Source organism: Micromonospora sp. NPDC006766, assembly GCF_040636055.1.
Lineage (GTDB): Bacteria > Actinomycetota > Actinomycetes > Mycobacteriales > Micromonosporaceae > Micromonospora.
The window spans coordinates 45,660-71,516 of the sequence record NZ_JBEYIX010000024.1; the positions used below are offsets into that span (position 1 = coordinate 45,660).

Below are 25,857 nucleotides of genomic sequence, written 5' to 3' on the forward strand. Positions count from 1 at the left end.
GCCGCACGGCGGACCGACGGAGAGGAAGCCGACATGTGTCGGATTCACGGCTACTTCAACACCACGGCTTCGCTGGCCGAGGTGCGCGACGTCGCCGGCCGCCAGCGGCACGGCGGGCCCGACGCCACCGGCCTGGTCCGGGCCAGCGGCTGGGGGCTCGGCAGCAATCGGTTGGCGATCATCGACCAGGACGGCGGCGCGCAGCCCTACGACCTGGACGGGCGCATCACCGCCGTGTTCAACGGCGAGATCTACAACCACGACGAGCTGCGCCGGGACCTGCAGGGGAGGGGCTACCGCTTTCCGGACCGCTGTGACGGCAGCATCATCCCGGCCCTGTACGACACGTACGGCGAGGAGTTCGTGGACCTCCTCGACGGGATGTATGCCATCGCCCTGGTCGACCGGCGCGACGTGCCGACGCTGCTGCTGGTCACGGACCACGCCGGGATGAAACCGCTGTACCACCGGCAGGATCCGGCGACCGGCGCACTGCACTTCGCCTCGGAGATACCCGCCCTGTTGGGCTTTCGGGGGGCGGGCACCGGCCTGTGGGAGCCGGGCCTCGACGCGTACCTGGCGAGCAAGACCCCGTTCGGCGAGCGGACCATGTTCGACGGCATCCGGGTCCTGCCGCCGGCCGCGACCCTGCGCTGCGCCCTGGGCGGCAGGCCGGTGATGGTCCGCCGGCCGCCCCGGCCCGCCCCACCGTACGACGACCCGCAGCGGGCGCCCGACCAGATCCGGCAGGCCCTGCACACCGAAGTGGGCCGGCTGCTGGTCGCCGACGTGCCGGTCGCGGTGATCACCTCGGGCGGGCTGGACTCCAGCCTGGTGACCGCACTGGCCGCCGAGCACCGCTGGGTGCACTCGTTCACCATCGCCTACCGGGGCACCTGGCCCTTCGACGAGCGGCACTACGCCCGACTGGTGGCCCGGCACGCCGGAACCGTCCACCACGAGGTGGAACTCGACCCGGCCCGGATACCGGACCTGCTCGACGACGTGATCCGGCACCTCGGCCAGCCGAACGCCGACCCGATCACCGTGAGCACCTACGCGTTGTTCGCGGCGGTCCACGACACCGGATTCAAGGCCGCGCTGACCGGCGACGCGGCGGACGAGGGGTTCGGCGGGTACGGCCGGATGCGGGCCGCGCTCGACGATGCCGCCGCCGGCATCGACTGGCGGCCCGGATACGTCGATGCGCTGGCCGTCGCCCCACCCCACCTGCGGCACGCCCTCTACACCGACGAGTACCGCCGGTACGTGCGGGACATCCCGCCGATCCCCACCGAGGCGCTCGGCCGGCTGAGCGACGGCGACGGGACGGTCCTGCAGCGCATCGTCGACTTCGAGTTCGGTCACCGGCTGCCCGCCTACCACCTGCGTCGGGTGGACCACCTGAGCATGGCCAGCTCGGTCGAGGTACGGCTGCCGTTCTGCCAACCCAGTGTCGTCGCGCTCGCGCGGGCGCTGCCCGACCCGCTGCGGATCAGTGCGGGCCGGGTGAAGCGGGCCCTGCACGCCGCCGCCGTCGGGCTGTTGCCGGCCGAGGTGCTGGACCGCCCGAAGCAGCCGTTCACCCTGCCCATCACGGCGATGCTCGCGCCTGGCACCCCACTGTGGACGTACGCGCGGGACGTGCTCGATCCCGTGCGGCTCCACCTCGGCGGCCAGCTCGACCCACGCGCCGTCGCCGATCTCTTCGCCCGGCAGGCCGCCAACCCGGACGACACCACCGCCCTGACGCTCTGGGCGCTGATGACGTACGAGGTGTGGCGCGACCGGTTCCACGGCGCGACCCGGCCGCTGGACCTGGCGGTGCCGGCATGATCGGGCACCTGGCGTACGCCTCCGGCAGCCCCTGCCCCACCCTGGTGCTGGACGCCAGTTGGTTGCCGACGGCACCGGAGCAGATCCGCGCGAGCCTGGCCCGGGTGCGCCGTTTCCTCGCCGGGGCCGGCGGCGGACACGTCCTCAAGATGGCCCTCGTGCGCCCGTCCGGGCATCCGATGTTCGACCTCGACTACCGGTTCGTCCAGGCGCTGCCCCACGCGGTGGACGCCTTCGACCTGCGCGGCTCCTGCGGGCACTCAATCCTGGCGGCGACCGTCGCCGCCGCCCGGATGGGCATGTTGTGCCGGCTGACCGCGGGCGGTCGCACCCGGGTTCGAGTGCTCAACAACGGTGACACCGTGGTGTGCGAGGTCGACCGGATCGACCGGGACCACGTGACGTTCACCATCCACTTCGTCCGGCCCGCCCCGATGCCCGCCCGTCAACTGCTGCTCACCGGTGAACCCCGGACCACGCTCACCGTCGGCCCGGACCGGGACGAGGTGTCGCTGGTGTCGGCGGGCAACGCGTACGTCTTCGTCGACGCCCGCAGCCTCGGTGTCCGCGACCACCACGAGCTGTTCGCCGCGGACGGCGCGTTCTTCGCCCGCCTCAGCCGGATCCGCGCCGCCGCGGCCGAGCGGCTGGGGTGGTCGCCGGAGGGGGTCTTTCCGAAGATCGCGGCGCTGGTGCCGACGGTGGCCGGTGAGATCGCCGCCCGGGCGATCTCCGTCCCGTCGTGGCACCCGACGATCGCGCTCACCGGGGCGGTGTGCCTGGCCTCTGCCACCCGGATCCCGGACAGCGTGCCGTGGCGGATGTGGCAGGAGATGGGCCGGCCCGACGGGCCGATCGGCATCGCCACTCCCGGTGGCCGTACCGCGGTCACCGCCGCCGTCCTGAGCCTGGCCGGCGAACCGGCGTTGAGCTGGGTCTCGGTCGACGGCAAGCAGGTCACCTCGCACGGATCGTTCCCCCTGGAGCCCCCGCCCCACCTGCACCTCGAGGAGATCACCGCATGCCTGGCGACGTCAGCGACATCGGCATGAGCGACGACCTTTCCCCCGGCCTGGAGAAGCGGCTGCGCCAGTCGGCGGAGGACACCGCCGGCACCGGCCGCCCGGACCAGGACTGCCTCACCGAGCTGCGGACGTCCGGGCTGCTCGCCACCGCGGTGCCCCGGGAGTACGGAGGCGTCGGCGGTGACGCGAGCGCGGTCAACCGGGTCGTCGAGCGGCTGGCCTGCCTGAACCCGTCCCTGGCGATCATGGCTTTTCAACACTTCGCGGTGACCTCCCGCATCGTCGAATGGGGCACCACCGAACAGAAGTCCGCGTTGCTGCCCCGACTCGCCGACGGCGTCTACCTCGCCGCGTCGGCATGGAGCGAGCTCGGTGCGGGCGCGGCGAAACGGCTGCTCAGTAGCACCGCGGATCGGCGGCCGGACGGGACCTGGGTGCTGAACGGGGCGAAGTCGTTCACCACCTCCGCCTCGGTCGCCGACCTGTACCTGGTGCTGGTCCGCACCGACGGTCCGGCGCCGGGCACCGACACGGACACCGGCTACGGCGCCGCCGGGCAGACGTTCTTCCTCGTGCCGGCCGGCAACCCGGGGCTGGCCACGGACCTGAGCCTCGACCTGGTCGGCATGCGCGGCTCCGCGACAGGTTTCGTGTCGTTGCGGCAGTGCGTCGTCCACGACACCGACCGGCTCGGTCCGCAGGGCCGGGCCGCGCAGATCATCGCGGGCGTACGGGAGTCCGGGGCGACCCTGGGCGCGGTGGCCCTGGGGGTCGCCCAGGCCGCGCTGGAGCTGCTGGTCGACCATTTCCGACGCGGGGGCCAGTTGGACCGCCCGGTGGTTCGCGACCGGCTGGTCGGTCTCGCCACCGAGGTCGAATCGGCGCGGGCGGTGGTCGAACGGGCGGGACGACGCTCCGCCCCGGACCCGGGTACGGCCACCCTGCACAGCAAGCTCCACGCCTCGGCGGTGGCCGAACGGGTCTGCCTGGAGGTGGCCGGGATGCTCGGCTCGACCGGCTACAACACCGGGTCGGCGGTGAACCGGCTGCTCGCCGACGCCCGCGCGGTGGCGTTGATGGGGCCCACGAACGAGCTGTGCCGAGAGCTGTTGGCGGCGGCATGGCAGGGCTGACGGAGGTGGACCTCGCGGTGCGCGGCCGGCTGGTGACCCCGGCCGGCGTCTGGCCGGGCACGGTGCTGGTCCGGGACGGGCGGATCCGCGCGGTCAGGCCGGACCCCGGCCACCGGCTGCCACCGGGAACCCCGACGATCGACGTCGGCGACCACTACGTCCTGCCTGGCCTGATCGACTCGCACGTCCACTTCCGCACCCCGGGGCTGACCCACAAGGAGGACTGGGAACACGGCAGCCGGGCGGCGGTGGCCGGCGGGGTGACGACCGTCCTGGACATGCCGAACACCGTTCCGCCGACCCTCACCGATGCCTCGGTACGGGCCAAGGCTGATCTGGTCGACGGTCACTCCCTGGTCGACTACCGGTTCCACATCGGGGTCGACCCCGACTACCCCGAGTCGCTGGCGGACCTCGACCCCGGCATCGCCACCAGCGCCAAGATCTTCATGGCTGGCCATCACACCGCCCCCACCGTCTTCCGCGACCCCGCGCAGTTGGACAAGGCGTTCGCCGCCGCCGCGCGGGGCGGCGTCCAGTTGGTGCTGCACGCCGAGGACGGCGAGCTCTTCACGCTGCTCGACGGCTGGTGGGGCGAGCCGGACAGCTACCTCGACTACGAGGCGCGCCGGCCGCGTACCGGCGGGATCGCGGCGGTGGCCCGGGTGATCGAACTGGTCCGCCGGCACGGCACCCGGGCACACGTGCTGCACCTGTCCAGCCGGGAGGAGGCGGACCTGGTGTGTGCGGCGCGCACGGCCGGGCTGCCGGTCACCTTCGAGGTGACCGGACACCACCTGTCGTTCACCGACACCGACACCCGGCGCCTGGGTGCCCGCACCCGGCTGTCCCCGTCGATCCGGCAGCAGGCGGACCAGGACCGGCTCTGGGCGGCGTTGCTGGCCGGCGAGGTCGACACGATCGGCAGCGACCATGCCCCGCACACGGTGGCGGAGAAGACCCGATCGGTGTCGCAGTCCCCGCCCGGGCTTCCCGGGGTGCAGGAACTGGCGGTCGCGGTGTGGACCGGCATGCGTCGCCGCCGGCCGGCAGAGCATCCGGACCTCGCCGCCGCGCGCCTGGCCCGCCACCTGTCGGCCCGTGCGGCCGAGTTGTTCGGCCTGCCCGGCAAGGGACGCATCGCGACCGGGGCGGACGCTGACCTGGCCATCCTCGACCCGTCGCACACGTGGATGCTCTCCGCACGGGATGTACACGCCAAGTGTGGCTGGTCGGCGTACGAGGGGTGGACGATGTCCGGCCGGGTGGTGCGGACGATCCGGCGCGGCCAGGTCGTCTGGGACCTCACCGAGGGGGTCGTCGGCCGGTACGACGGCAGGTGGATCCGGTGAGCGGGCCGCTGACCGCCGTGGTGGCCGGCGGCGGGATCGGCGGACTCGCCGCCGCCACCGCGCTGGCCTCGGACGGGATCGCGGTGACCGTGGTCGAGCGGGCCGCCCGCATCGACGACGTCGGCTCGGGGCTGCTGTTGTACCAGAACGGAATCGCGGCGGCCGATGCGATCAGCACGAGCCTCGGCCGGCGGATCCGCGCGGTCGGCTACGTGGTGCGCCAGGACGACGTCCGGCTGGTGACGGACCCGTCCGGCCGGGTCATCGCCCGGGAGCCGATCGGGGCCGTCGCGGAGCGCGAGGGGCTGCCGCAGGTGCCCATTCTGCGTACCGCCCTGCAGGACGCGCTGATGCGGGAGGCCCGGGCGGCCGGGGCGCACATCCGGTTGGGCACGGCGGTCGTCGGCTACCGCCAGGCCCCCGGGCAGGTGTCGGTCAGGCTGTCGTCGGGCGACACGATCGACGCCGACCTGCTGGTGGGGGCCGACGGCCTGCACTCGGTGATCCGGGCCTCGATGCTGGGCGACGGTCCGCCCCGCTACCAGGGCTACACCTCGGTCCGCGGCCGGGCCATCGGCTGCGAGCTGTATCCCCAGGCCTTCGTGGTCAACGGTCGGGGCACCCAGCTCTTCGTGGCCCCGGCCAACGCCGACACGCTCTACTGGACGGCGAAGGTCACGGCTGGCGCGGGTGTCTGGCCGGCGATGGGGCCGACGGCGGCTCTCGCGGCGCTGGTCGACCGGATCGCGCAGTGGCGCCCCGCGGTCGTCGCCATGGTCCGCGACACGGATCCGGCGGACATCGCGGTGACCGACATCCACGACCGGAACCCGGTACGCCGCTGGGTGCGCGGGCGGGTCGCGCTGCTGGGCGACGCGGCGCACCCAATGGTTCCGGCACTGGGCCAGGGCGCGAACACGGCGCTGGAGGACGCGGTCGTGCTGGCCGACTGCCTGCGCCGCTATCCGGACCCCGACGGGGCGCTGCGCGCGTACGAGGCGGAACGGGTCGAGCGGGCGGCGCGGGTGGTGCTCCACTCCCGGCGGCAGGGCGCGCTCGACCAGGGCGCGGGGCGGCTGCGGGCGCTGCTGCGCGACGCCGGCATGCGCTGGCGCGGCCGCAAGGACGCCGCCACTTTCGACGTCGTCGGGTGGCGGCCACGCGAAGCCGCTACCCGGCCGGGGCCGGGATGATTCCACCCCGCCCAATCCACCCACTCGACAGGAGGCAGGTTGTGAACAGTCGGTCGCGAACCGAGCAGCGTTTTCCGGTGGGCCCGGTCTGGCGTGATGCCAACGTCCGCTCAGGCCCGTCGTTAGGCAGCCCGATCCTGCAACTCCTGCTCCCCGACGAGCGGGTCAGCCACGAGGCTGACGCCTGGGTACGCGGTGACGAGGTCGTCGAAGGAAGCATCGTCAGCGACATCTGGCTGCGACTGGCGCCGGGACACTGGTGCAGCGCGGTGAACTTCCACCAGCCCACCATCGCGGGGATCCCCGCCTCGGCGGAACTGGCCGGCGGCCACGAACGGACCTGACCCGGGGACACGGTCGAACAGTCATTGCGTTAAATCTAGAGATCCTTAGAATAGCGGAATGGACGGTGAAGCGATGAGGCCCTCACCCGGCCTGCTGCGGACCCTCGCCGAGGACCTGCGCACCGTCGTCGCCCGCGACCCCTCCGTACACGGCCGGGCCGAAGCCCTGCTGCACCCCGCGCTCCCCGCCCTCTGGGCGCACCGCGTCGGGCACCGGTGGCACCGACGCGGATGGCGATTGCTGGCCCGCCTGCTCATGACGGTCGTCCGCGCGATCACCGGCGTCGAGATACACCCCGGCGCGGTGCTGGGCCGGCGGGTGTTCATCGACCATGGTGCGGCCGTCGTCATCGGGGAGACCGCCCGCGTCGGCGACGACGTGACGATCTATCACCGGGTGACCCTCGGCGCGGTCGGTTGGTGGCACGACCTGCGGCGACCCGTCGGCGCACGCCGGCATCCGGTCGTCGGCGACGACGTGGTGCTCGGCGCGGGCGCCACCGTGCTCGGGCCGGTGACCGTCGGTGCCGGCGCTGTCATCGGCGCGCAGGCGCTCGTCATCGCCGACGTGCCGGCCGGAGCCCGGGTCCTCGCACCGACCGCGGTCGTGACGGCCAGGTTCGACGGCCCGCCGGTGGTCGAGCTGCTGCGCCGGACCGCGTCGGCAGGTTCGTGGTGACGGCTGCCGCGCCGCTCCATACGACGGGAGGAAGCTCCATGACCGAATCCATCTCACCGGTGCAGCCCCGGGTGCGGCCCCGTATCGCCGAGTCCATCGAGGACCTGGTCGGGAACACCCCGCTGCTGCGGCTGCCGGTCGAGGGCTCGGCACCCGGCACCCGCGTCCTGGCCAAGATCGAGTCCGCCAATCCGCTCGCGAGCGTGAAGGACCGCGCCGCCCTATGGATGTTGCGGGCCGCCGAGGCCGCGGGCCATCTCACCCCCGGCAGCGGCACCGTGGTGGAAGCGACCTCGGGCAACACCGGCATCGCGCTGGCCGCCTTCGCCGCGGCCAGGGGCTACCGCTGCGTCATCGTGTTGCCGGACAGCGCCACCACCGAACGGATCCACCTGCTCGAGGCGCTCGGCGCCGAGGTGGTCCTGACCCCGCACCAACTCCGCTACCAGGGCGCCATCGACCGCGCCGAGGAGATCCACCGCGACACACCCGGCTCCTGGTATCCCCGCCAGCACGACAACATGGACAATGTCTGCGCCCACTACGACACCACCGGGCCGGAGATCTGGGCCGACACCGACGGGCAGGTCGACGCCCTGGTCTGCGGCATCGGCACCGGCGGGACGCTCACCGGCGCGGCCCGCTACCTCAAACAGCACAACCCGGCGCTGCGGGCGATCGCGGTCGAGCCGGAGAGTTCGCCCGTGCTGTCCAAGGGTTACGCGGGCACGCACGCCATCCCCGGGCTGACCGGCGGCTTCGTCGCGCCCACCACGGACGTGACCCTGATCGACGAGATCCTCACCGTGGGCGACGGCGAGGCGATGGACACCGCACGCTGGCTGGTACGGCGGGTCGGCGTCCTCGCGGGCGTCTCGTCGGGGGCCGCCGTGCACGCCGCGGTCCGCGTGGCCCGGCGTCCGGAAAGCGCTGGCTTGACCATCGTGACCGTCCTGCCCGACACCGGCGAGCGCTACCTGAGTCTGTGGTCGCAGCCCACCAACGGCGGGACGGTCCGGTGACCGGACCACTTGTCAATTACCACGATCGAAGGGACGAGCCCGTTGAACCGGGACACCACACTGCTCCTCGTCGGCGGAATCGACGAGACCGTACGCAAGGCCAAACGGCTCGGCCTGCACGTGCTGCTGCTCCAGCACCCCAGCAAGCTGACCGCCGAGCAGGAGGAACTCGCTGACGTCCTGCACGTGCTGGACTTCACCGAGTGGTCGCAGATCGAGCCGGTCGTCGCCGAGTTGTGGGAACGGCCCGGGTTCGCGGTCGCGCTCTCGCTGACCGAGCCGGGGTTGGAGAACGCCGGGCGAATCAACGACAAGTACGGCCTTGGCGGCACGTCGTACGAGGTGGCGCACCGCATCCGGGACAAGTGGGCGATGCGCCGGCACCTGGCCGACGTCGAACCGGCGGTGGCCGCGATGCCGCTGCGGGACCGTGAGGACCTGGACGTCTTCGCCGGGCGCACCGGCTACCCCTTCATCGTCAAGCCGGTCGACGGCACCGCCAGCCTCGGGGTGTTCCGCGTCGACGGGCCCGAGGACGTCGACCGGGTGTGGAGCCGGGTGGACGGGTTGCGCGGCGTCCGGACCGACCGGGTCTCCACCCTCTTCGTGCTCCAGGACTTCCTCATGGAGGAGTACGTCGACGGGCCGGAGTACAGCGTCGAGGCGTTCAGCTTCGCCAGCCGGCACTCGATCGTGGCGGTCACCGAGAAGTTCGTCGACCAGGGCACCTTCGCCGAGCTGGGCCACGTCGTCCCGGCGCGCATTCCCGCCGAGACCGAGGCGCGGATCCGCGCGGCGGTGCGCCGGTTCCTCGACGCGGTAGGGCTGCGCGACGGAGTCAGCCACACCGAGGTGCGGGTGGGCCCGCGCGGTCCGGTGATCATCGAGAGCCACAACCGGATCGCCGGTGACGCCATCACCGATCTGGTCGTAGGGGCGTACGGCATCGACCTCACCACGTACGCCGTCGGCTGGCCCTTCGGCCTGGTCGCCGAACTGCCCGCCGACCCGCAGCCGCACCGCGGAGCGTGCGTCCGGTTCCTGGTCGGCGAACCGGGCCGGGTCAGCTCGGTCGATGGTGTGGACGCGGCGCTGAGCGAGCCGGACGTGCTGGTGGCGCGGGTCAGCGCCAAGCCGGGTGACGAGGTGCGGCCGCTGCGCGACAACTGGGACCGACTGGGGCTGGTCGGGGTCAGCGCCGCGGACAGCACGGCCGCGATCGAGCGGGCCGCCGAGCTGATCCGCGACACCATCGACATCAGAATCGCCGGCGCCGACGGGCGGGAGCACCGGGCCCGGGTCGCCGAGCCGGCGAGCCGGTCGCGTTTGACCGGGAGTGCGGCATGAGCGCCCTGATCCTGCACCGCAACCCGTTCGAGCCCTTCCCGTACGACCGGTGGCTCGCCGACTACGAGGGCGAGCTGGTCGTCCTCGCGGCCCGGGACCGGTTCGAGATGTTCGCCGAGCCCGTCCCGACAGACAATCTCGGCTACACCCATCTGGAAGTCATCGACGCCTTCGACGACGTGGAGCTGGTGCGGGGACGTGCGCTCGCGCTGGCCGAAGAGTTCGACGTGCGCCACGTGGTCGCGCACCACGAGGCCGACGTGCTCCTCGCGGCGAGCCTGCGCGAGCAGCTCGACCTGCCCGGCGCGTGGCCCCGCGACGTCCACCCGTTCCGTGACAAGGCGCTGATGAAACGCCGGCTGCGGGCTGCCGGGATCGAGGTCGCGGAGCACATCGTCCCCCGGACCGCCCGCGACGCGGTGGAGTTCGTCGACCGCCACGGCCTGCCCGTGGTCCTGAAGGACCGCGCCGGATACAACTCCATCGGGCTGCGGATCCTGCGTGAGCGGGACACCGCCGTCGCCGCGTTCGAGCGGGCGTTCGGCGACGCGGAACGGGACGATCTGCTGCTGGAGGCGTACGTCCCCGGCCGGATGTGCCACGTCGACGGCCTGGTGGTCGACGGCCGGATGGTGCTGGCCTGGCCGTCGCAGTACCAGTACGACCTGGCCTCGTACGGCACCGACCCGGGTGCCCGGGTGGACCTGACCCTCGATCACGACGACCCGCTCACCGCACCGCTGATCGACCTGACCGAGCGGGCCCTCGCCGCGCTGTACGAGCCTGATGGACGGCTCCGCGACCACGCCTTCCACGCGGAGATATTCCACACCCCGGATGGCCGGCTGGTGGTGTGCGAGATCGCCTGCCGCCCCGGGGGCGCCAAGGTGCGGGAGGTGCTCGCCGCCATCGTCGGAGTCAACATCGGCGAATACGCGACGCGGGCGGAACTGGGGCTGCATCTGCCCGGCCTGGCGGCCACCCTCGCCGGCGGCGAACGGCTGCGCCCGTCCAGGATGGGCGGTCAGGTCCTGCTGATGAAGCGGCCGGGATACGTCAAGGCGGTGCCTCCGCCGCCGGAGGAGCCCTGGGTTGAGCGGTTCTGGCGGTACGCCGAACCGGGACAGGTGATCCCGCCCGCCAGCGGCTCGTCGGACTTCCTCGCCTGCGCCGTCGCCACCGGGGGCAGCCGGAGCGAGGCCGAGCGGCGGCTCCGGTCGCTGGGTGCCCGCTTCGAGTCGCAGATTGAGATTGTGGAGTTGCCGTGAGGGGTCCCTCGACGCAGGTGCGCTACATGCTGGGCATGGTGGTGGACGCCACCGGAAGCGGCATGTATCTGCCTCTGTCGTTGCTCTACTTCCACCACGTCACCGGGCTGCCGATCGCCCAGGTCGGCGCGATCATGAGCGCCGCCGCGCTGCTGGGTCTGGTCGGCAATCCGGTCACGGGGATCCTCATCGACCGGTTCGGGGCGCGTACCGTCGTGGTGGGCGGCTACGTCCTGCGGGCTGTCGGCTTCGCCGCATACCCGTTCGTCGACTCGGCGGCTTCCATGTTCGTTCTGGTCGCCATGGTCGCGCTCGGGGACGTGTCGTTCTCGCCGTCGATCCAGTCGTTCGTCGCCGAGATCGTCCGGGGTGCCGCGCGGGACAAGCTGCTCGCCGCGCAGCGCAGCCTGCGCAACGCCGGGCTGGGGGCCGGCGGCCTGATCGCCGGGGCCGCCCTGGCCCTGGGCACCGAGGGGGCCTTCACCTCGATCGTCGTCGGCGCTGCCGTGGCGTACGTCCTGGCCGCCCTGCTGATCAGGACGATCCCGGTCCCGGCCGGCGCCGTCCCCGCCGCGGCCCGGCCGAAGCGGGGCTACCGCCTGGTCGCGCGCAACCGGCCGTTCCTCGGGCTGACCCTGCTCAACGTGCCCACCGCGTTCGGCTACATGGTGCTGTCGGTCAGTCTGCCCGTGTACATCACCCAGGAGTTGAACGCGCCCAGTTCGCTGGTGGGTGTGCTGTACGCGGTGAACACCGTCGGCATCGCGCTGCTGCAGATCCCGGCCACCCGGATTCTCACGAACTACCGCCGGACCCGTGCCGCCGCGCTCGGCGGCGCGGTGTTCTGCGCAGCGTTCCTGTGCTTCGCCCTGCTCGGCGTGATCACTACCGGCACGCCGGTGCTGATCGGCGTGTTCGCCGCGACCGCCCTGTTCACGGTGGGTGAGCTGCTGCACGGTGCGACGGCGTCGGCGCTGGTGGCCAGCACGGCCCCGGAGGAGACCCGGGGCCGGCACCTGGCGGTCTACCAGTTGTCCTGGGCCGTCCCGACCGCGTTGGCCCCGGCGGTGCTCACCGCGTTGCTCGCCTTCTCCCCGACCGGTATGTGGGTCCTGCTCGCGGTGGGGGTCGCCGGCTCCGCGCTGGCGTTGGTGCGGCTCGAACCCCGGCTGCCGGCGGACGCCGTCCGGGCCCGGCCGGCACCGGTGCCAGCGGCGGAAACCGCACCGGTCGCCGACCTGTCTGCCTCGCGGGCTCAAAAGGCGTGAAGCGTAGGCTGTGCCCGACGGACGGAGAAGATGAGCGGATTCATCGAACACGAGGTGTACGAGCAACTGGCCCGGATCGGGAAGGTTCTGGCCAACCCGGTCCGGCTCCGCCTGCTCGACCTGCTCGACCGGGGCGAGAGCGACGTGGAGAGCCTGACGACCGCGTCGGGCGTCGGGCTGAAGAACACCTCCGCCCAGCTCCAGCACCTGCGCGCGGCCAACCTGGTCATCACCCGACGACAGGGCAACCGCATCTACTACCGGCTCGCCGGGCCGGAAGTGTCCCATCTGGTCGCGGCCCTGCAGTCGTGCGCGGAGGCCAGGTTGGCGGATCTGCGGGTGGCGATCGGCAACCTCCTGGGTGACCACGGCGGCCTGGCGCCGGTGACCGTCGACGAGCTGCGCGCCCACATCGACGACCCGGGCATTCTGCTGATCGACGTTCGCAGCGCCGAAGAGTACGCCAACGGTCACCTACCGGGTGCCGTGTCGTTCCCGGCCGCGGAACTCGAAGCGAAGATCGACAGCATCCCGCGCGATGTGGAGGTGATCGCCTACTGCCAGGGCCCGTACTGTGTCCTGGCCCCGGACATGGCCCGGCTGCTCCGCGATCACCACATCTCGGCCCGACCGCTGGACGGGGGCATTACCCGGTGGCGGCGGAAGGGCGGGACGGTGCAGCCCGGGGAGCGGGATACGGCCGTCCCCAGTGCCCCGTACGAATGACCGTGCTGCCGAACGCGGCCGAGGGCCGACCGGCCGAGGACGGAACCCGGGCTGAGCCTGCCCGGCCGCCGCCGCCCGGAGTCCAGTGCGCCTTGGCTCGATCAGGCCCCAGTCCCACCGCGAGGGCCAGGCCCGGCCGATGTCCGAGTTGTCGTAGTCAAGCCTCCTGTCGGGTCAATTCAGGGGCTTGCGGACGGTGATGATCGCGTAGCCGACCTGGCCCACCGCCCGTATGAAGTAGGACTCCATCGCCTGTCGGTGTTCGTCGACCCTGGCCTCGCCGAACCGGGCGACCAGCTCGTCGCGCCGCGTATCCAGGGCCTGCAGGTACCTGGGGCCCATCCCGACGACCCGCGGCCCACACTGGAGGTACTCCACCAGCTCGAACCCGGCCTCTCGCAACGGGTCCAGCCACTCGGGCACCGACAGCAGATAGTTCGCACCGGAGCTGACCGCGAACTTGCCGGCGGCCACGACACCGAGCCCCTCCCTGGTGGGCTCGGCCACGGCCAGCCGGCCGCCAGGGCGCAGTACCCGGTGCAGGCCGCGGAGCGCATCCTCGAGGTCGTTGACGTAGACGAGGGACTCCATCGCCACCATCGCGTCGAAGCTGCCGTCCGGGAAGTCCAGCGAGCTGAAATTGACGGACCGGAACGTGACCTGGTCGGCCAACCCGGCCGCCTGGGCGCGGGCACGAGCTTCGGCCACCTGACCGACGCTGAAGTTGACGCCGGTGACCCGTACCCCGTACTCGGAGGCGAGCTGGATCGCCGGGGCGCCGAGGCCGCAACCGACGTCGAGGACCAACTCGCCCTTGCGTAGCCGCAGCGAATCCGCCACTTTGCGGGTTAGCCGCTGCGACGCCTCGACCATCGGGATCTGGTCCTCGTCGTCGTACCAGTAGCCCTGATGGCACTGGCCGTCGTTGAATTCGTCCTGCATGGCGAAGAACTCGTCGAACATCTCGGCCGGTGACCTCTGTGAGCCCGGCGGCGTCGACCAGGATTTCGGGGTGTCGGTCTCGTTCATCTCCGGCATCTCGCCAGTGGTTGTCGCGCTCTCCATGGCTTCCTTTCCCCTCTCGCTCGGACCGGTTCCCCGAGCCCTCGCTTCATGGTCCGGGGAGGTGATCGTGGCAGGCATCTTCATGATTGCGCGGTCGCCACGGAGACGCGCATTCGGTTTATATAGCGTAAGGGGGTCCGTTTTTAGCGCTTCATGGACGACAAGCTGAGCAATCTGGAAGAACTCGGCGACTCCTCCTGGGAATAGCCTGCTCCGCAAACAGCGGAATCAGGGGTGGCTTAGATGAGCGTTGCAGGCGAAGCTAAACCGGGCAGGCTTAATTCCTTGACCGGCCTACGGGCCGTCGCGGCATTCCTGGTCTTCTCCTATCACTGCACGGTGCTGTCCGTGTTCGCCGACACCGGGGTACAGAGTGGCCACGCCTTGGTGGCCTACCACGCAGGTCATATGGGCGTCTCGTTCTTCTTCGTGCTGAGCGGCTTCCTCCTCACCTGGTCCGCCCGGCCGGGCGACCGGCTGCGGCGTTTTCTGCGGCGGCGGGCCTTCAGGATTCTGCCCAACCACTTCGTGGCCTACGTGATCGCTCTCGTACTCCTGCTGGCGGCTGGCGAGACGATACGGGCCGGCTCCGCGGTGACCACTCTCTTCCTGGTGCACGCCTGGATCCCCGACGCCCAACTCATCGGCACCTCGATCAACGGCGTGACCTGGTCCCTCTCCGTCGAGATTGTCTTCTACCTGCTGTTCCCGCTGCTGCTGCCGTTGGTCAACAAGATCAGGGAGAACCGGCTGTGGTACGCGCTCGCGGGGGTAGGTGTGATGGCGCTGCTGGTGCCGGTGGCGGCGCTCACGTTCCTGCCCGGGCAGCCGCCGGGCCCGTTTTCGCCGGACATGTCCTGGCCGCAGATGTGGTTGACGCACTTCTTCCCGCTCGCCCGGGGGATGGAATTCCTGACCGGGATGGTCATGGCCCGGATCGTGCTGAGCGGCCGGTGGATCAACATCGGTATCGCGCCGGCGGCGGTGCTTGCCGGGCTGGACTACCTGCTCTCCCTGCAGCTGCCGACCATCTGGGGGTTCGCCGCGATATATCCGGTGCCGATCAGCTTCGTGATCGCCGCTGCGGCGACTGCGGACGCGCGAGGTCGCCAAATCTGGTTGAACAGCCGCCCGATGGTCCTGCTGGGTGACATCTCCAACGCCTTCTTCCTGCTGCACCTGTTCGTGATACTCAACGTTCACGCCGCGGTGGGGGGCGAGTGGGCCGGGAACGCCGCCTATCACCGGCAGTCGTGGAGCACCCCGGTGGGAGTGCTGTTCCTGCTCGGCGAGCTGCTCATCTGCGTCCTGTTGTCCTGGCTCCTGTACCGGTTCGTGGAAGCACCGGCATTTCGCAGATGGGCCAGGCCGCGACGGCGGGAATCCGATATGGCTCCGGGCGCCTCGCAGGGGACGAGCAGGGTGCCGGCCGTGTCCCCGTAGGCGGGTGGTGCGGACGGACTTCTTGATCGACCAGCCGGTGCGGTCCTCGATCCATGTGCTGACGGCCAGGGCGGCAAAGACGATCGTGGTGGTGGTGGTGGTGGCACGCACCTTCGTGGTCGCGCCGGTCGCCGCGGCGACCGGCGCAAGCCGGCCCAATAAACGTAAGGGCCCGCATTTGGCACTTTTGTGGATGACAAACTGAGCAATCTGAAAGAACTCGGCGACTCCTCCAGGTAATAGCCTGCTCCACAGGCGAATGCGCAGAGAAACGGACATATATGAGCGTCTCCAGTGGGGCTAGAATAGGCAAGCTCGATTCGCTGACCGGCCTGCGATTCATCGCGGCGTTCCTGGTCTTCGTCTCTCACGCCCAGTGGCTGTCCGTGTTCACTAACAACACGCTACAAAACAGCTACAGCTCGGTGGCCAAAAACGCAGGTTCAATCGGCGTTTCGTTCTTCTTCGCGCTGAGCGGCTTCGTCCTCACCTGGTCCGCCCGGCCGGGCGACCGACCGCTGTGGTTCTGGCGGCGGCGGGCCGTCAAGGTTCTCCCCAACCACGTCGTGGCCTGCGTGATCGCCGTCGTGCTCCTACTGGCGGCCGGTGAGTCGATACGGGTCGGGTCTGCGGTTGCCACTCTCTTCCTGGTGCACGCCTGGATCCCAGATCCCCAGTTCATGGCCACCTCGATCAACGGGGTGAGCTGGTCCCTCTCCGTGGAGGTGGTCCTCTACCTGCTGTTCCCGCTACTGCTGCCGCTGGTTAACAAGATCAGGGAGAACCGCCTTTGGCACTCGCTCGCGGCGGCAGGGGTGGCCGCGCTGCTGGTGCCGGTGGTGGCGCTCACGCTCCTGTCCGGGCAGCCGAGCCCGTTTTTTGCGCCGGACATAACCTGGCCGCAGCTGTGGTTCTCGCACTTCTTCCCGATCGCCCGGGGGATGGAATTCCTGGTCGGGATGATCATGGCGCGGATCGTGCTGAGCGGCCGGTGGACCAACGTCGGTATCGCGCCGGCCGCGGTGCTCACCGGGCTGGCCTACGCGGTCGCCCTGCAGTTGCCGACCATCTACGGGTTCGCCTCGCTGTATCCGCTGCCGCTTAGCTTCCTGATCGCGGCCGTAGCGACCGCGGACGCGCGGGATCGCCGAACCTGGCTGAACAGCCGCCCGATGGTCTGGCTCGGCGAGCTCTCCTTCGCCTTCTTTCTGCTGCACCCACTCGTGATGTTCAACCTGCACGCCGCGATGGGAGGCGAGTGGGCCGGGGCCGGCCCCGGCGCCTATCAGCCGCGGTCGTGGAGCACCCCGTTGGCGTTGCTGTTCCTGCTCGGCGCGCTGCTCACCTGCGTCCTGCTGGCCAGGCTCTTGTACCGTTTCGTGGAAGCACCGGCAATGCGCAGATGGGCCAGCCCGCGGCGGCGGGAATTCGATATGGCTTCGGGCGCCTCCCAGGAAACGAGCACGATGCCGGCCAGGTCCCCGTAGGGATCGAAGCAGGCACCTTGGCGGGCCCGGCTGCGTCCCCCAGGCGGGCGGAACCGCGATTCCCTCGGCCCGCCATGTCGAGATCCGCGCTCCGGCTCCGACCGTTTAGTAGGTGCGCACCCGGGCCGGTCCGGGTGCATGAGCGAGAGGGTGTTTCATGCGGGAAATGACGGCAGTGCCGACGGGCGAGCTCGCCGATCGGGTGTCGCGGCTGCGCAAGGAGGTCGTCGGCCAGGTGATCACGCCGGACGACACGGACTACGAGCGCGCCCGTATGGTATTCAGCGGAAACATCGACCGGCGGCCGGCCGTCGTCGTCCGCGCGGCCGACGCCGCCGACGTGGCTCGCGTCATCGCGTTCGCCCGGGAGACCGGCCTGCCGCTCGCGGTGCGCAGCGGCGGACACGGCACGTGGGGCAGCTGGGACGACGGGCTGGTGCTCGACCTGTCCCTGCTGCGCGCGCTGGACATCGACGTGGCCGCGCGGACCGCCTGGGCCGAGCCGGGGCTGACCGCGGGGGAGTTCACCAAGGCCGCCGGCGAGCACGGGCTGGTGATCGGATTTGGTGACACCGGCTCGGTGGGCCTGGGCGGGCTGATCGTCGGCGGCGGCGTGGGATACCTGGTGCGCCGGTACGGTCTAACCATCGACAACCTGCTCGCGGCCGATGTGGTGACCGCCGACGGCGAACTGGTGCGCACGGACGCGGACAACCACCCCGACCTGTTCTGGGCGATCCGGGGCGGCGGCGGCAACTTTGGCGTGGTCACCCGGATCCAGCTCCGGCTGGACCCGGTCCCGAAGGTGTACGGCGGCATGCTGGTCCTGCCCGGCACCGCGGAGGTAATCACGGCCTTTGTGGAGGCGGCCAAGGCCGCGCCGGACGAGCTGTCCACCATCGCGAACATCATGCCGTCGCCGCCGTTGCCGTTCGTGCCAGAGGAGTTCCACGGCAAGCCGGTCGTCATGGCGGAGCTGGTGTACTGCGGCGACGACATCGAGGCGGCGGAGCGGGCTGTGGCACCGTTCCGGAAGCTGGCCACGCCGCTGGCCGACATGCTGAAGGCGATGCCTCTGGCGGACATCTACGGACCGGAGGATCCCGAGCGTCGCCCGATCACGGTGGCCCGCAACCTGTTCATCGACGACTTCGACTTGGCCGCGGCCAAGCGGGTGCTGGAGTTCCTGGGCTCGTCGCCCGCGACGTGGCCGGCGGCGCAGGTGCGGGTACTGGGCGGGGCGATGGCGCGGGTGCCGGCGGACGCGACCGCGTTCGCGCACCGCAACCGCGAGATCATGGTCGTCGCTGCGGCGGTTTACGATGACCTCGCCAACACTCCGGAAATCTGGCAGTGGGCCACCGACTTCACCGCGGCGATGCGGCAGGGCGAGGATGGTGCTTACGTCAACTTCCTCTACTTCGACAGCGCGGAGCGCGTCCACGAGGCGTACCCGGAGGCGACGTACCGGCGGCTGGCCGACATTAAGCGCCGGTACGACCCGGACAACGTGTTCCGGTTGAACGTCAATATCCCGCCCAGCCAGTAGTGCGCGGGCGGCGGGATGCCGCACTTTGAGAGATGAGCGTCGGGGTGGAGGGTGCGAAAGTCGAAGCGCATTGTGGATCGACGCACCCACGACCCGAGGAACCGCCCATGACACAGAACGCGGAGAGATCTCACGTCGAGCTCACCGAACCGCCCTCAACCGCTGTCGCGCAACAGGCGCCGGTCACCTCCCCTGATCGACCGGGGTCGTGGTGGCGGCAGCGGTACTTCTGGCTGGTGCTTCTACTTGGTATTGTAGTATTTAACCTCATATATGCGTTGCCAAGGTACCTGAGCCTCGATCCGAGTCAGTCGCGCAGCGGTCTCGACCCGTCGGTACCGGCGCACTTCGGGCTCCTCGTGGCACACGTGGTCACCGGGAACGTGGCGATGGTGACGGTTCTGTTGCAGCTGTGGCCGTGGCTGCGCCGCAACCATCCGGGGGTGCACCGAAACAGCGGGCGGGTCTACATCCTGGCCGGCGCGCTGCCCGCGGCCGGGCTGGGCTTGTTCGCACTCATCCCGCTGCGGCCGGACCAGACCGGCAGCGTCGGGCTGGGGGCCATGGGTGTGCTGTGGATCGTCACCACCATCGTCGGGTGGCGGATGGCCATCCGGCACCGGTACGCCGAGCACCAGCGCTGGATGCTCTACAGCTTCGCGCTGGCATTGGGTACCACCTGGGGCCGCATCATCGTGGTCGTCCTCACCGCGTTCCCGAACCTGCCCGTGAATTTCAGCGTGCTGGTGGAGGTCAACAACTGGCTCGGCTGGATGGTGAACCTGTTGATCGCACACCTGTGGGTCGAGAGTCGGGCCAGCCGGTCGAGCAAGGCCGGTGGCCAGGTCGTCACGTACGTCTCGCCGGCGCGCTGACCCGCACCAGACGGCCCGGTGGGATTGCCGGAAGGCAACCCTACCGGGCCGTTTCGTGCGCTCAGGTGGTCCGCTCGCGCCGGACCCGCTCGACGAACAGGTACGCGTGCGAGGTGACCACCTCGGTCACGGTCAGGCTGTCCAGCGCCAGGCCCACCTTGCCGGCGGGCTCACCGCAGTGCGCGTCGCCGCGTCACCGCAGTGCGCGTCGCCGCGTCACCGCAGCCGGGAGGAGCCGGGGATGATGTCGTCCCGGAACAGCCCGTCCGGATCGACCCGCAGCCGTACCCGGTCGACCGCGTCGACCACGTCCGGATTCAGGTGCGCCTGTGGCTGGTTGACGTTCTCCACCAAGGTGGGCGTGGTACGCCCGGTGTCCCACGGTGCGAGCGCGGCACGCACCACGGCGCAGTGCTTCTCGATGTCGGCTGCGCCGTCCGGGATGGCCGTGCCGAGGTAGGCGTAGGTCGCGTCCAGGCTCCGGAATGCGCCACCGGTGTCGGCCGGGACGGCGAACGCGCCGCCGAGGTGGCGCAGTTCGGCGCTGATCAGCGGGGATCCCGAGCCGGGCCCGGTCACGTCCAGGAAGGTGGCGGCGCCGCGATCGCCCAGGTCGCCGAAGAGCATGTGGTCGCCCACCATCGGTCCCGGCTCGTCCGGGCCCAGCTGCGCGCGTGCCACCTCGCCGGGCGAACACAACTGCCACGTGTCCAACAGCGGTTCACCGACTGCCCGCAGCGGGCTCAACAGGCTCTGCGCCTGCTGCCAGGCCAGCCGCGGATCCAACTCGGTACCCAGGATCGTGCCGGCGATACCGATTACGGTGCCGGCCTTGAGATAGTCCGGTACCACCGGCGCGTCCGGCAGGTTGAGCACCTGGAGCGAGGTGGTCGCCTCCGGCGGTGCGTCAGCTGTCCACGCGCGCCACCGGTCCATCACCTCGGCGGCCCGGTCACCCGACCAGTAGGTCGCGCCGGTGGTCACCCGGCGGGCCGGGAACAGAGCGACCTCGATCGCGGTCACCACACCGAACCCACCGCCGCCGCCGCGTACCGCCCAGAACAGGTCGGGGTCCTCGACCAGGTTTACTCGGCGCAGCTCTTCGTCGGCGGTGACCAGCTCCACCGCCCGCACGCTGTTAACCGCCAGGCCCACCTTCCGGCCGTAGACGCTGATCCCGCCGCGCAGTGAGTAGCCCACCACACCCACGTCTGCCGACGTGCCGTGCGGCGCGGCCAGCCCGTACGCGGCGGCGGCGTCGACCACCTCGGCCCACCGGGTGCCGGCCGGTACCCGGGCCAGCCGGCGCTGCGGGTCCACCCGGACCCCGCCGTCGAGTTGTGTCCTGATGAGCACCGCGTCACCCATGGCGCGGGCGGCGCCGGCGCCGTGGCCGGTGCTGTGCACGCGGACCGTCAGCCGCTTGGTGCGGGCGAAGCGCATCGCGGCCCGAACGTCCTCGACGGTGTGCGCGGTCACGGCCGCCACCGGATGCGCCGGCGCGTGCAGGTTGAACACCTGCGTCGCGGCATCGTAGTCCGGCTCTCCGGCCACCGCGATGCCCGCTTTCCGTCCACCGGTCTCGGTCATGGCAAAACCTCCCGACAGGCTCGTCGACTCGGGTGCCGCTCCACTGTCACACGCGACCGCGCAGCGCGGATCTTTTGGAGTGCGCTGTGTCCGGGGCTCCAGTCAACATCGCGGGCGACCTGGACGGTGTGGCGGTGCGCGCCTCGTGACGGAAGGTGCGGCTAAGAATGGATGGGGTGCGGTCTGGGGCCAACGGCGCCAAGACGGTCGACGAGGAACGGATAGCCCGGCGCACAGGGCCGGACAGGGGCGCCGCCGTGACCGGCGGCGCCCCTGTCTGGCTGTCCGGTTACTTGATGGCCAGCGGGTTGATCGGAGAGGCGACCGCCCGGCTGATTTTCAGCGGCGGCGCCACGAAGAGGAAGTCCCATACCCCGTCTTGCGCGCAGTCGGCGGCCAGCTCTTCGAAGTCCAGCATCTCGCCCAGCGGTACGCCCATGTCGCGCAGCAGGATCATGTGGACGTTGAGGAACACGTCCGGGTTCTCGCCAGGCAGTACCTCGATCGCCCAGTTGTCCGAGCAGACCGCCGCGACGTCCCGCTCCCGCAGCCATGCGCAGCAGTCCTGGCCGAGGCCGGGCTCGCCGGCCATGAACGCGGCCGGGTCCCGCTCGGTCAGGAACTTGCGCCGCCAGCCGGTGCGGAACAGCAGGATGTCGCCGGGCCCCACACTCACCCCGCCCTGCCGGCGGGCCGCCTCGTCCAGGTCGTCGGGCGTGATGACGGTACCGGCCGGCAGCCAGTCCACTCCGTGCAGCGCGGCCACGTCCAGCAGCACGCCGCGCCCGGCGATCCCCTTGGCCTGCTTGTCGATGGCGCACCGCGCGGCACCCTTCACCGACACGTCCCGGCCCGCGAAGCCGTTGTACATCTGGTCGTCGTAGTACACGTGCGCCAGCGAGTCCCACTGCGACGCGCACTGCAACGGCATGAAGATGTAGTCGTCGGCGTACCGGAACCCGCCGGAGAACAATTGCTGGTCGCCGGTCTCGGACATCAAGTGGATCGGGTTGATGCGGTGCGTGCCGGGTTGCGGCCCGTCGCGATCGAACGGGATGCCGAGGTCGAACACCGCGCCCTTGCGGACCAGCCCGGCGGCGGCCACCAACGCTTGAGGGGTGATGAGATTGGTGGCGCCGCGTTCGTCCTCGGTGCCCCAGCGACCCCAGTTGCGCAGCCGCTCGCCGGTCGCCCGGAAGTCCTCTACTGTGGTCTGCTGCCCGGTCACCTCGGCTCCCTTCGGTCTCAGCGGTCCTTCAACAGCCGGGCGAACGCTTGCAGATCGGCCGCGAACAGGTCCGGCTCCTCCATCGCGGCGAAGTGACCGCCGCGGTCGAACTCGGCCCAGTGCACGATGGTGGGCAGGTCCCGGCTTGCGAAGCGGCGCACCGGTACGAACGGCGCGTGCGGGTACACCGCGACGCCCATGGGTTGGCTGATGGGCTGGTACCGGACCGTGCTCGTCGTGATGGGCAGGTGCGCCACGGTCTCGTAGTAGAACTGGGCCGAGGGGCCTGCGGTCGCGGTGAGCCAGAAAATGCTCGCGATGGTGAGGATCCGGTCCCGGCTGATCGCGTCCTCGGGTAGCCGCGGCGCGTCCGCCCAGTCCTTGAACTTCTCCACGATCCAGGCCAGCTGGCCGACCGGGGAGTCGGTCAGCGCGTAGGAGACCGTGTGCGGGCGGGTCGCCATCAGCTTCATGGAACCGGCCAGCTCGGTCCGGAAGCGCTCCGACCGGTCCAGCCGTGCCTGGTCGGCCTCGCTGAGGTCGGCCGTCTCATCGGGCTCACCGCTGGGCGTGGTGACCAGCGTGTTGAGGTGCAGGCCGACGACGTGCTCGTGGTCGACCAGGGCCAGGGCGTAGGAGACGAGGGAGCCGAAGTCGGCGCCCTGTGCCACGTACCGTTCGTAGCCCAGCCGCCGCATCAGCTCCGCCCACGCGTTCGCCACCCGCATGCCGTTCCAGCCAGGCTGCCCGTTGGCGCTGGAGAAGCCGAACCCGGGAATGGACGGGATCACCAGATGGAACGCGTCGGCCGGGTCGCCGCCGTGCGCCCTCGGATCGGTCAGCGGGCCGATGATGTCGAGGAACTCGACCACCGATCCGGGCCAGCCGTGGGTGATCAGAACCGGCAGCGCGTCCGGCTCCGGCGAGCGCACGTGCAGGAAATGCACGTCCGCGCCGTCGATGTCCGCGATGAACTGGGGGTACCTGTTGAGCTCAGCCTCGGCCGCGCGCCAGTCGTACCGCGTGCGCCAGTACCCGACCAGCTCGCGCAAGTAGTCCACGGGTACCCCGCGGTCCCATCCGGTCTCCGGCAGCCGCTCCGGCCACCGCACGCCCGCCAGCCGGCGCGCCAGGTCGTCCAGGGCGGACTGCGAAATGTCCACACGGAACGGTCGCATGCTGTGTTCCCATCTGTCTGGCGGCGGTATCCCGCGTGGTACGGATGAGGCCAATATGCAGCCCGTACAAGCGGGGCCGCATCTCTGATGTTGCGGCCTGCCCACGGCACGGATTCCGCATGCCGGGAGATGCCCTGCCGGTGGCCGCCGCGCCAGCGTCGGCGGGCCCGTAGTTCCGCTCCGCGTACACGACGACGGCGACCGAGCTGCATCGCGGCCGGGTCGAGGTCACGCCGCCGGACGACCCGTACGACGTCAGCCGCACCTTCCGGCCGGCCGGGACGTGATCGCCGGCGGCCCCCGCCCGTGGCGGCTGTGGGCGTACATGCGCATCGCGCACATGCCCAACAACGCCCGCTCTGACCGGCGACGTCGCGTACGGGCACGGGCGGAGACGACACGGCGATCGAACCCGCCGCAGGCTTGAGGAATCCGTCCGACCCGTTCCATCCATTCGATCGGAGGTTCAATCGTGACCGATTACGACGTGATCGCCGACCTGAGCGCCAGTGCCGAGGACGTCGACCGGATGGTCGCCGGCCTTGCCGACGAGCAATGGAAGCTGCCGACGCCCGCCGAGGGCTGGACCGTCGCCCACCAGGTCGGCCACCTGGCGTTCGTCTTCCGCATCGCCGGCCTAGCCGCCGCCGACCCGGACGCGTTCACAGCCCTGACCCAGCGCATCGGCACCGGCTTCGGCGCGTTCGACCGGGCGGTCAACGCCGCGCTGGACGAATACCTCGTGTTGCCGCATGAGGAGCTGCTCGCCCGATGGCGGGCCGAGCGTGACGCCAGCATCGCGAAGCTCGCGGTCGTTCCGGCCGGGACGCTCGTGCCCTGGCTCGTCCGGCCGCTCCCGGCACCCGTGTTGTGCGCGGCCGGCATGACCGAGCTGTTCGCGCACGGCCAGGACATCGCCGACACGCTCGGCGTGCAACGGCGACACACCGACCGCATCAAACGGATCGTGCAGTTCGTCGTGCACACCTGGGAATTCGGCTACCAGTCCCACGACCTGACCCCGCCGGCCGAGCAGTTCCGCTTCGAGATCACGGCGCCCAGCGGTGAGCAGTGGACTTTCGGCCCGGCCGATGCGACCCAGTCGATCACCGGCTCCGCAGTCGATCTGTGCCTGCTCGCGACCCGCCGCCGCCACCACAGCGACCTCGACCTGGTTGCCACCGGCGCCGATGCGCAGACGTGGCTCGGGCTGGCGCAGGCGTATCGCGGCCCGGCCGGCAAGGGACGTACACCCGGTCAGTTCGCCGAGTCCAAGTTGTCCGCCTGACGATGCGCACCACCCCCTGGCCGGTTTCCGGCGGGACGCGCTGTCGGCATGTCCCGCCGGTATGGGCACGTGACGGATGAGGAAGCGCTCATGGCCAATGCGATGCGTATCTCGAAACTCAGTGCTCGCAGCGGTGTCCCAGTCTCCACGATCAAGTTCTACCTGCGCGAGCGGCTGCTGCCGCAGGGCGCGTCCACGGCGCCCAACCAGGCGGCGTACAGCCATGAACATCTGCTCTGGCTCCGCCTGATCCGGGTCCTGACCGGCATGGGCCGTCTCAGCATCTCCGCCGTGCGGGACGTGCTGCGAGCCTTGGACGACCGTGCCGTGTCGGCCTTGGAGCTTTACGGTGCCGTCAGCCGGGGCATGGAGAGCAGACCCGCGTCACCGACATCCAGCGCCGCGCAGGCTCGCGTCGACGCACTGCTGGAGCGCTGCGGCTGGCACGTCGAGCCGGACGAACATCAGCGGGACATACTCGCTGAGGCTGTTGCGCTGCTCGACGATGCCGACCTCGACGCGCTTGCCGCCATAGCCGAACAAACCGGTGCCCGGCTGCTCGAACTCCTTCCCTGGCGTATGGCGGAGTCGTCCACCCGGCCGCTCGACCGGGCAGTGTTCGTGGCTCGTCTGGTGACCCTCGACGCGGCGTTCGACGCCCTGCGGCGCCTCGCGATCCGGGCGCCGCAGGCCGCCTGCGCAGCTCCGCAGCCCTGCGCGCGATCATCGCCGGCTCATCCGCAGCGAGCCGCGCAGCACCCGTACGACGATGCCCGGCCTGAGCAGTGACCTCGGTCGCCGCCCGCCTCTGGCGTGGCGGGCATGACCCTTCCGACAGGGCCACCCTCAAGGCGCGCAACGACGACGCCGTGCGGGATACCATCGCCGACCCCTCGAACGACTTTGCTCACCCGTCGTCACCGACGGCGAGCAGAGTAAACCGAGCCTCGCGACGTACCCG

General features: G+C 70.7%; 23 protein-coding genes. 19 read left to right on the top strand and 4 right to left on the bottom strand.

Annotation, left to right across the window (positions count from 1 at the left end; genetic code table 11):
- The first annotated feature begins 33 nt into the window (after positions 1-33).
- From asnB to ABZ671_RS20140, 12 genes are all read left to right on the top strand, one after another.
- Positions 34-1,836 carry an asparagine synthase (glutamine-hydrolyzing) gene (gene asnB, locus ABZ671_RS20085; protein WP_357859956.1) on the top strand — a complete coding sequence of 601 codons (1,803 nt, stop codon included), beginning with the start codon at positions 34-36 and terminating at the stop codon, positions 1,834-1,836.
- Positions 1,833-2,888 carry a PrpF domain-containing protein gene (locus ABZ671_RS20090; RefSeq protein ID WP_357859959.1) on the top strand — a complete coding sequence of 352 codons (1,056 nt, stop codon included), beginning with the start codon at positions 1,833-1,835 and terminating at the stop codon, positions 2,886-2,888. Before asnB ends, ABZ671_RS20090 begins: the two co-directional genes overlap by 4 nt.
- The gene (locus tag ABZ671_RS20095) at positions 2,858-3,994 is read left to right on the top strand and encodes an acyl-CoA dehydrogenase family protein (protein ID WP_357859962.1); all 1,137 of its coding nucleotides are present in this window, start codon (positions 2,858-2,860) and stop codon (positions 3,992-3,994) included. Before ABZ671_RS20090 ends, ABZ671_RS20095 begins: the two co-directional genes overlap by 31 nt.
- Positions 3,982-5,346 (top strand): dihydroorotase family protein, encoded by a 1,365-nt coding sequence (locus tag ABZ671_RS20100; RefSeq protein WP_357859966.1) that lies wholly within the window; start codon positions 3,982-3,984, stop codon positions 5,344-5,346. Before ABZ671_RS20095 ends, ABZ671_RS20100 begins: the two co-directional genes overlap by 13 nt.
- Complete coding sequence (locus ABZ671_RS20105) at positions 5,343-6,539, top strand: FAD-dependent monooxygenase (RefSeq protein ID WP_357859969.1); 1,197 nt, start codon at positions 5,343-5,345, stop codon at positions 6,537-6,539. Before ABZ671_RS20100 ends, ABZ671_RS20105 begins: the two co-directional genes overlap by 4 nt.
- Positions 6,540-6,580: 41 nt before the next feature.
- Positions 6,581-6,883 (top strand): SH3 domain-containing protein, encoded by a 303-nt coding sequence (locus ABZ671_RS20110; protein WP_357859972.1) that lies wholly within the window; start codon positions 6,581-6,583, stop codon positions 6,881-6,883.
- A 73-nt stretch (positions 6,884-6,956) separates the two neighbouring features.
- Positions 6,957-7,562, top strand: coding sequence for a serine O-acetyltransferase EpsC (gene epsC, locus ABZ671_RS20115; protein WP_357859975.1), 606 nt, complete (start codon positions 6,957-6,959; stop codon positions 7,560-7,562).
- A 38-nt stretch (positions 7,563-7,600) separates the two neighbouring features.
- On the top strand, positions 7,601-8,584 hold the full coding sequence (cysK, locus tag ABZ671_RS20120) for a cysteine synthase A (protein ID WP_357859978.1): 984 nt from the start codon (positions 7,601-7,603) through the stop codon (positions 8,582-8,584).
- Positions 8,585-8,626: 42 nt separating this feature from the next.
- Entirely contained in the window at positions 8,627-9,931 is a 1,305-nt protein-coding gene (locus ABZ671_RS20125) for an ATP-grasp domain-containing protein (protein WP_357859980.1), read from the top strand.
- Entirely contained in the window at positions 9,928-11,199 is a 1,272-nt protein-coding gene (locus tag ABZ671_RS20130) for a hypothetical protein (protein WP_357859983.1), read from the top strand. The genes ABZ671_RS20125 and ABZ671_RS20130 overlap by 4 nt, the downstream gene beginning before the upstream one ends.
- Complete coding sequence (locus ABZ671_RS20135) at positions 11,196-12,467, top strand: MFS transporter (protein ID WP_357859986.1); 1,272 nt, start codon at positions 11,196-11,198, stop codon at positions 12,465-12,467. Before ABZ671_RS20130 ends, ABZ671_RS20135 begins: the two co-directional genes overlap by 4 nt.
- Positions 12,468-12,497: 30 nt before the next feature.
- Positions 12,498-13,193 carry a metalloregulator ArsR/SmtB family transcription factor gene (locus ABZ671_RS20140; RefSeq protein ID WP_357859989.1) on the top strand — a complete coding sequence of 232 codons (696 nt, stop codon included), beginning with the start codon at positions 12,498-12,500 and terminating at the stop codon, positions 13,191-13,193.
- A gap of 174 nt (positions 13,194-13,367) precedes the next feature.
- On the opposite strand, the gene ABZ671_RS20145 is transcribed toward ABZ671_RS20140, so the two are convergent.
- Positions 13,368-14,258 carry a methyltransferase domain-containing protein gene (locus ABZ671_RS20145; RefSeq protein WP_357859992.1) on the bottom strand — a complete coding sequence of 297 codons (891 nt, stop codon included), beginning with the start codon at positions 14,256-14,258 and terminating at the stop codon, positions 13,368-13,370.
- A 285-nt stretch (positions 14,259-14,543) separates the two neighbouring features.
- On the opposite strand from ABZ671_RS20145, the gene ABZ671_RS20150 reads away from it, so the two are divergent.
- The 5 genes from ABZ671_RS20150 (at position 14,544) to ABZ671_RS20170 (ending at position 19,612) form a co-directional block, all read left to right on the top strand.
- Positions 14,544-15,701 (top strand): acyltransferase, encoded by a 1,158-nt coding sequence (locus tag ABZ671_RS20150; protein WP_357859995.1) that lies wholly within the window; start codon positions 14,544-14,546, stop codon positions 15,699-15,701.
- A gap of 4 nt (positions 15,702-15,705) precedes the next feature.
- Positions 15,706-15,906 carry a hypothetical protein gene (locus ABZ671_RS20155; protein WP_357859998.1) on the top strand — a complete coding sequence of 67 codons (201 nt, stop codon included), beginning with the start codon at positions 15,706-15,708 and terminating at the stop codon, positions 15,904-15,906.
- A 76-nt stretch (positions 15,907-15,982) separates the two neighbouring features.
- Positions 15,983-17,188 (top strand): acyltransferase, encoded by a 1,206-nt coding sequence (locus ABZ671_RS20160; protein ID WP_357860001.1) that lies wholly within the window; start codon positions 15,983-15,985, stop codon positions 17,186-17,188.
- Between the two features lie 157 nt (positions 17,189-17,345).
- Positions 17,346-18,737, top strand: coding sequence for an FAD-binding oxidoreductase (locus ABZ671_RS20165; RefSeq protein WP_357860004.1), 1,392 nt, complete (start codon positions 17,346-17,348; stop codon positions 18,735-18,737).
- 107 nt (positions 18,738-18,844) lie between these two features.
- On the top strand, positions 18,845-19,612 hold the full coding sequence (locus ABZ671_RS20170; RefSeq protein ID WP_357860059.1) for a DUF2306 domain-containing protein: 768 nt from the start codon (positions 18,845-18,847) through the stop codon (positions 19,610-19,612).
- A 216-nt stretch (positions 19,613-19,828) separates the two neighbouring features.
- On the opposite strand, the gene ABZ671_RS20175 is transcribed toward ABZ671_RS20170, so the two are convergent.
- The 3 genes from ABZ671_RS20175 to ABZ671_RS20185 all read right to left on the bottom strand — a co-directional run bounded on the left by ABZ671_RS20175 (position 19,829) and on the right by ABZ671_RS20185 (position 23,608).
- Positions 19,829-21,202, bottom strand: coding sequence for an FAD-binding protein (locus tag ABZ671_RS20175; RefSeq protein ID WP_357860007.1), 1,374 nt, complete (start codon positions 21,200-21,202; stop codon positions 19,829-19,831).
- 289 nt (positions 21,203-21,491) lie between these two features.
- Positions 21,492-22,430, bottom strand: coding sequence for a cyclase family protein (locus ABZ671_RS20180; protein WP_357860010.1), 939 nt, complete (start codon positions 22,428-22,430; stop codon positions 21,492-21,494).
- Positions 22,431-22,447: 17 nt separating this feature from the next.
- Positions 22,448-23,608 carry an epoxide hydrolase family protein gene (locus ABZ671_RS20185; RefSeq protein WP_357860014.1) on the bottom strand — a complete coding sequence of 387 codons (1,161 nt, stop codon included), beginning with the start codon at positions 23,606-23,608 and terminating at the stop codon, positions 22,448-22,450.
- A gap of 469 nt (positions 23,609-24,077) precedes the next feature.
- On the opposite strand from ABZ671_RS20185, the gene ABZ671_RS20190 reads away from it, so the two are divergent.
- Positions 24,078-24,896 carry a TIGR03084 family metal-binding protein gene (locus ABZ671_RS20190; RefSeq protein WP_357860062.1) on the top strand — a complete coding sequence of 273 codons (819 nt, stop codon included), beginning with the start codon at positions 24,078-24,080 and terminating at the stop codon, positions 24,894-24,896.
- A gap of 90 nt (positions 24,897-24,986) precedes the next feature.
- A complete protein-coding gene (locus ABZ671_RS20195; RefSeq protein WP_357860017.1) occupies positions 24,987-25,685 on the top strand; it encodes a MerR family transcriptional regulator in 699 nt (232 codons plus the stop codon).
- Positions 25,686-25,857: the final 172 nt, after the last annotated feature.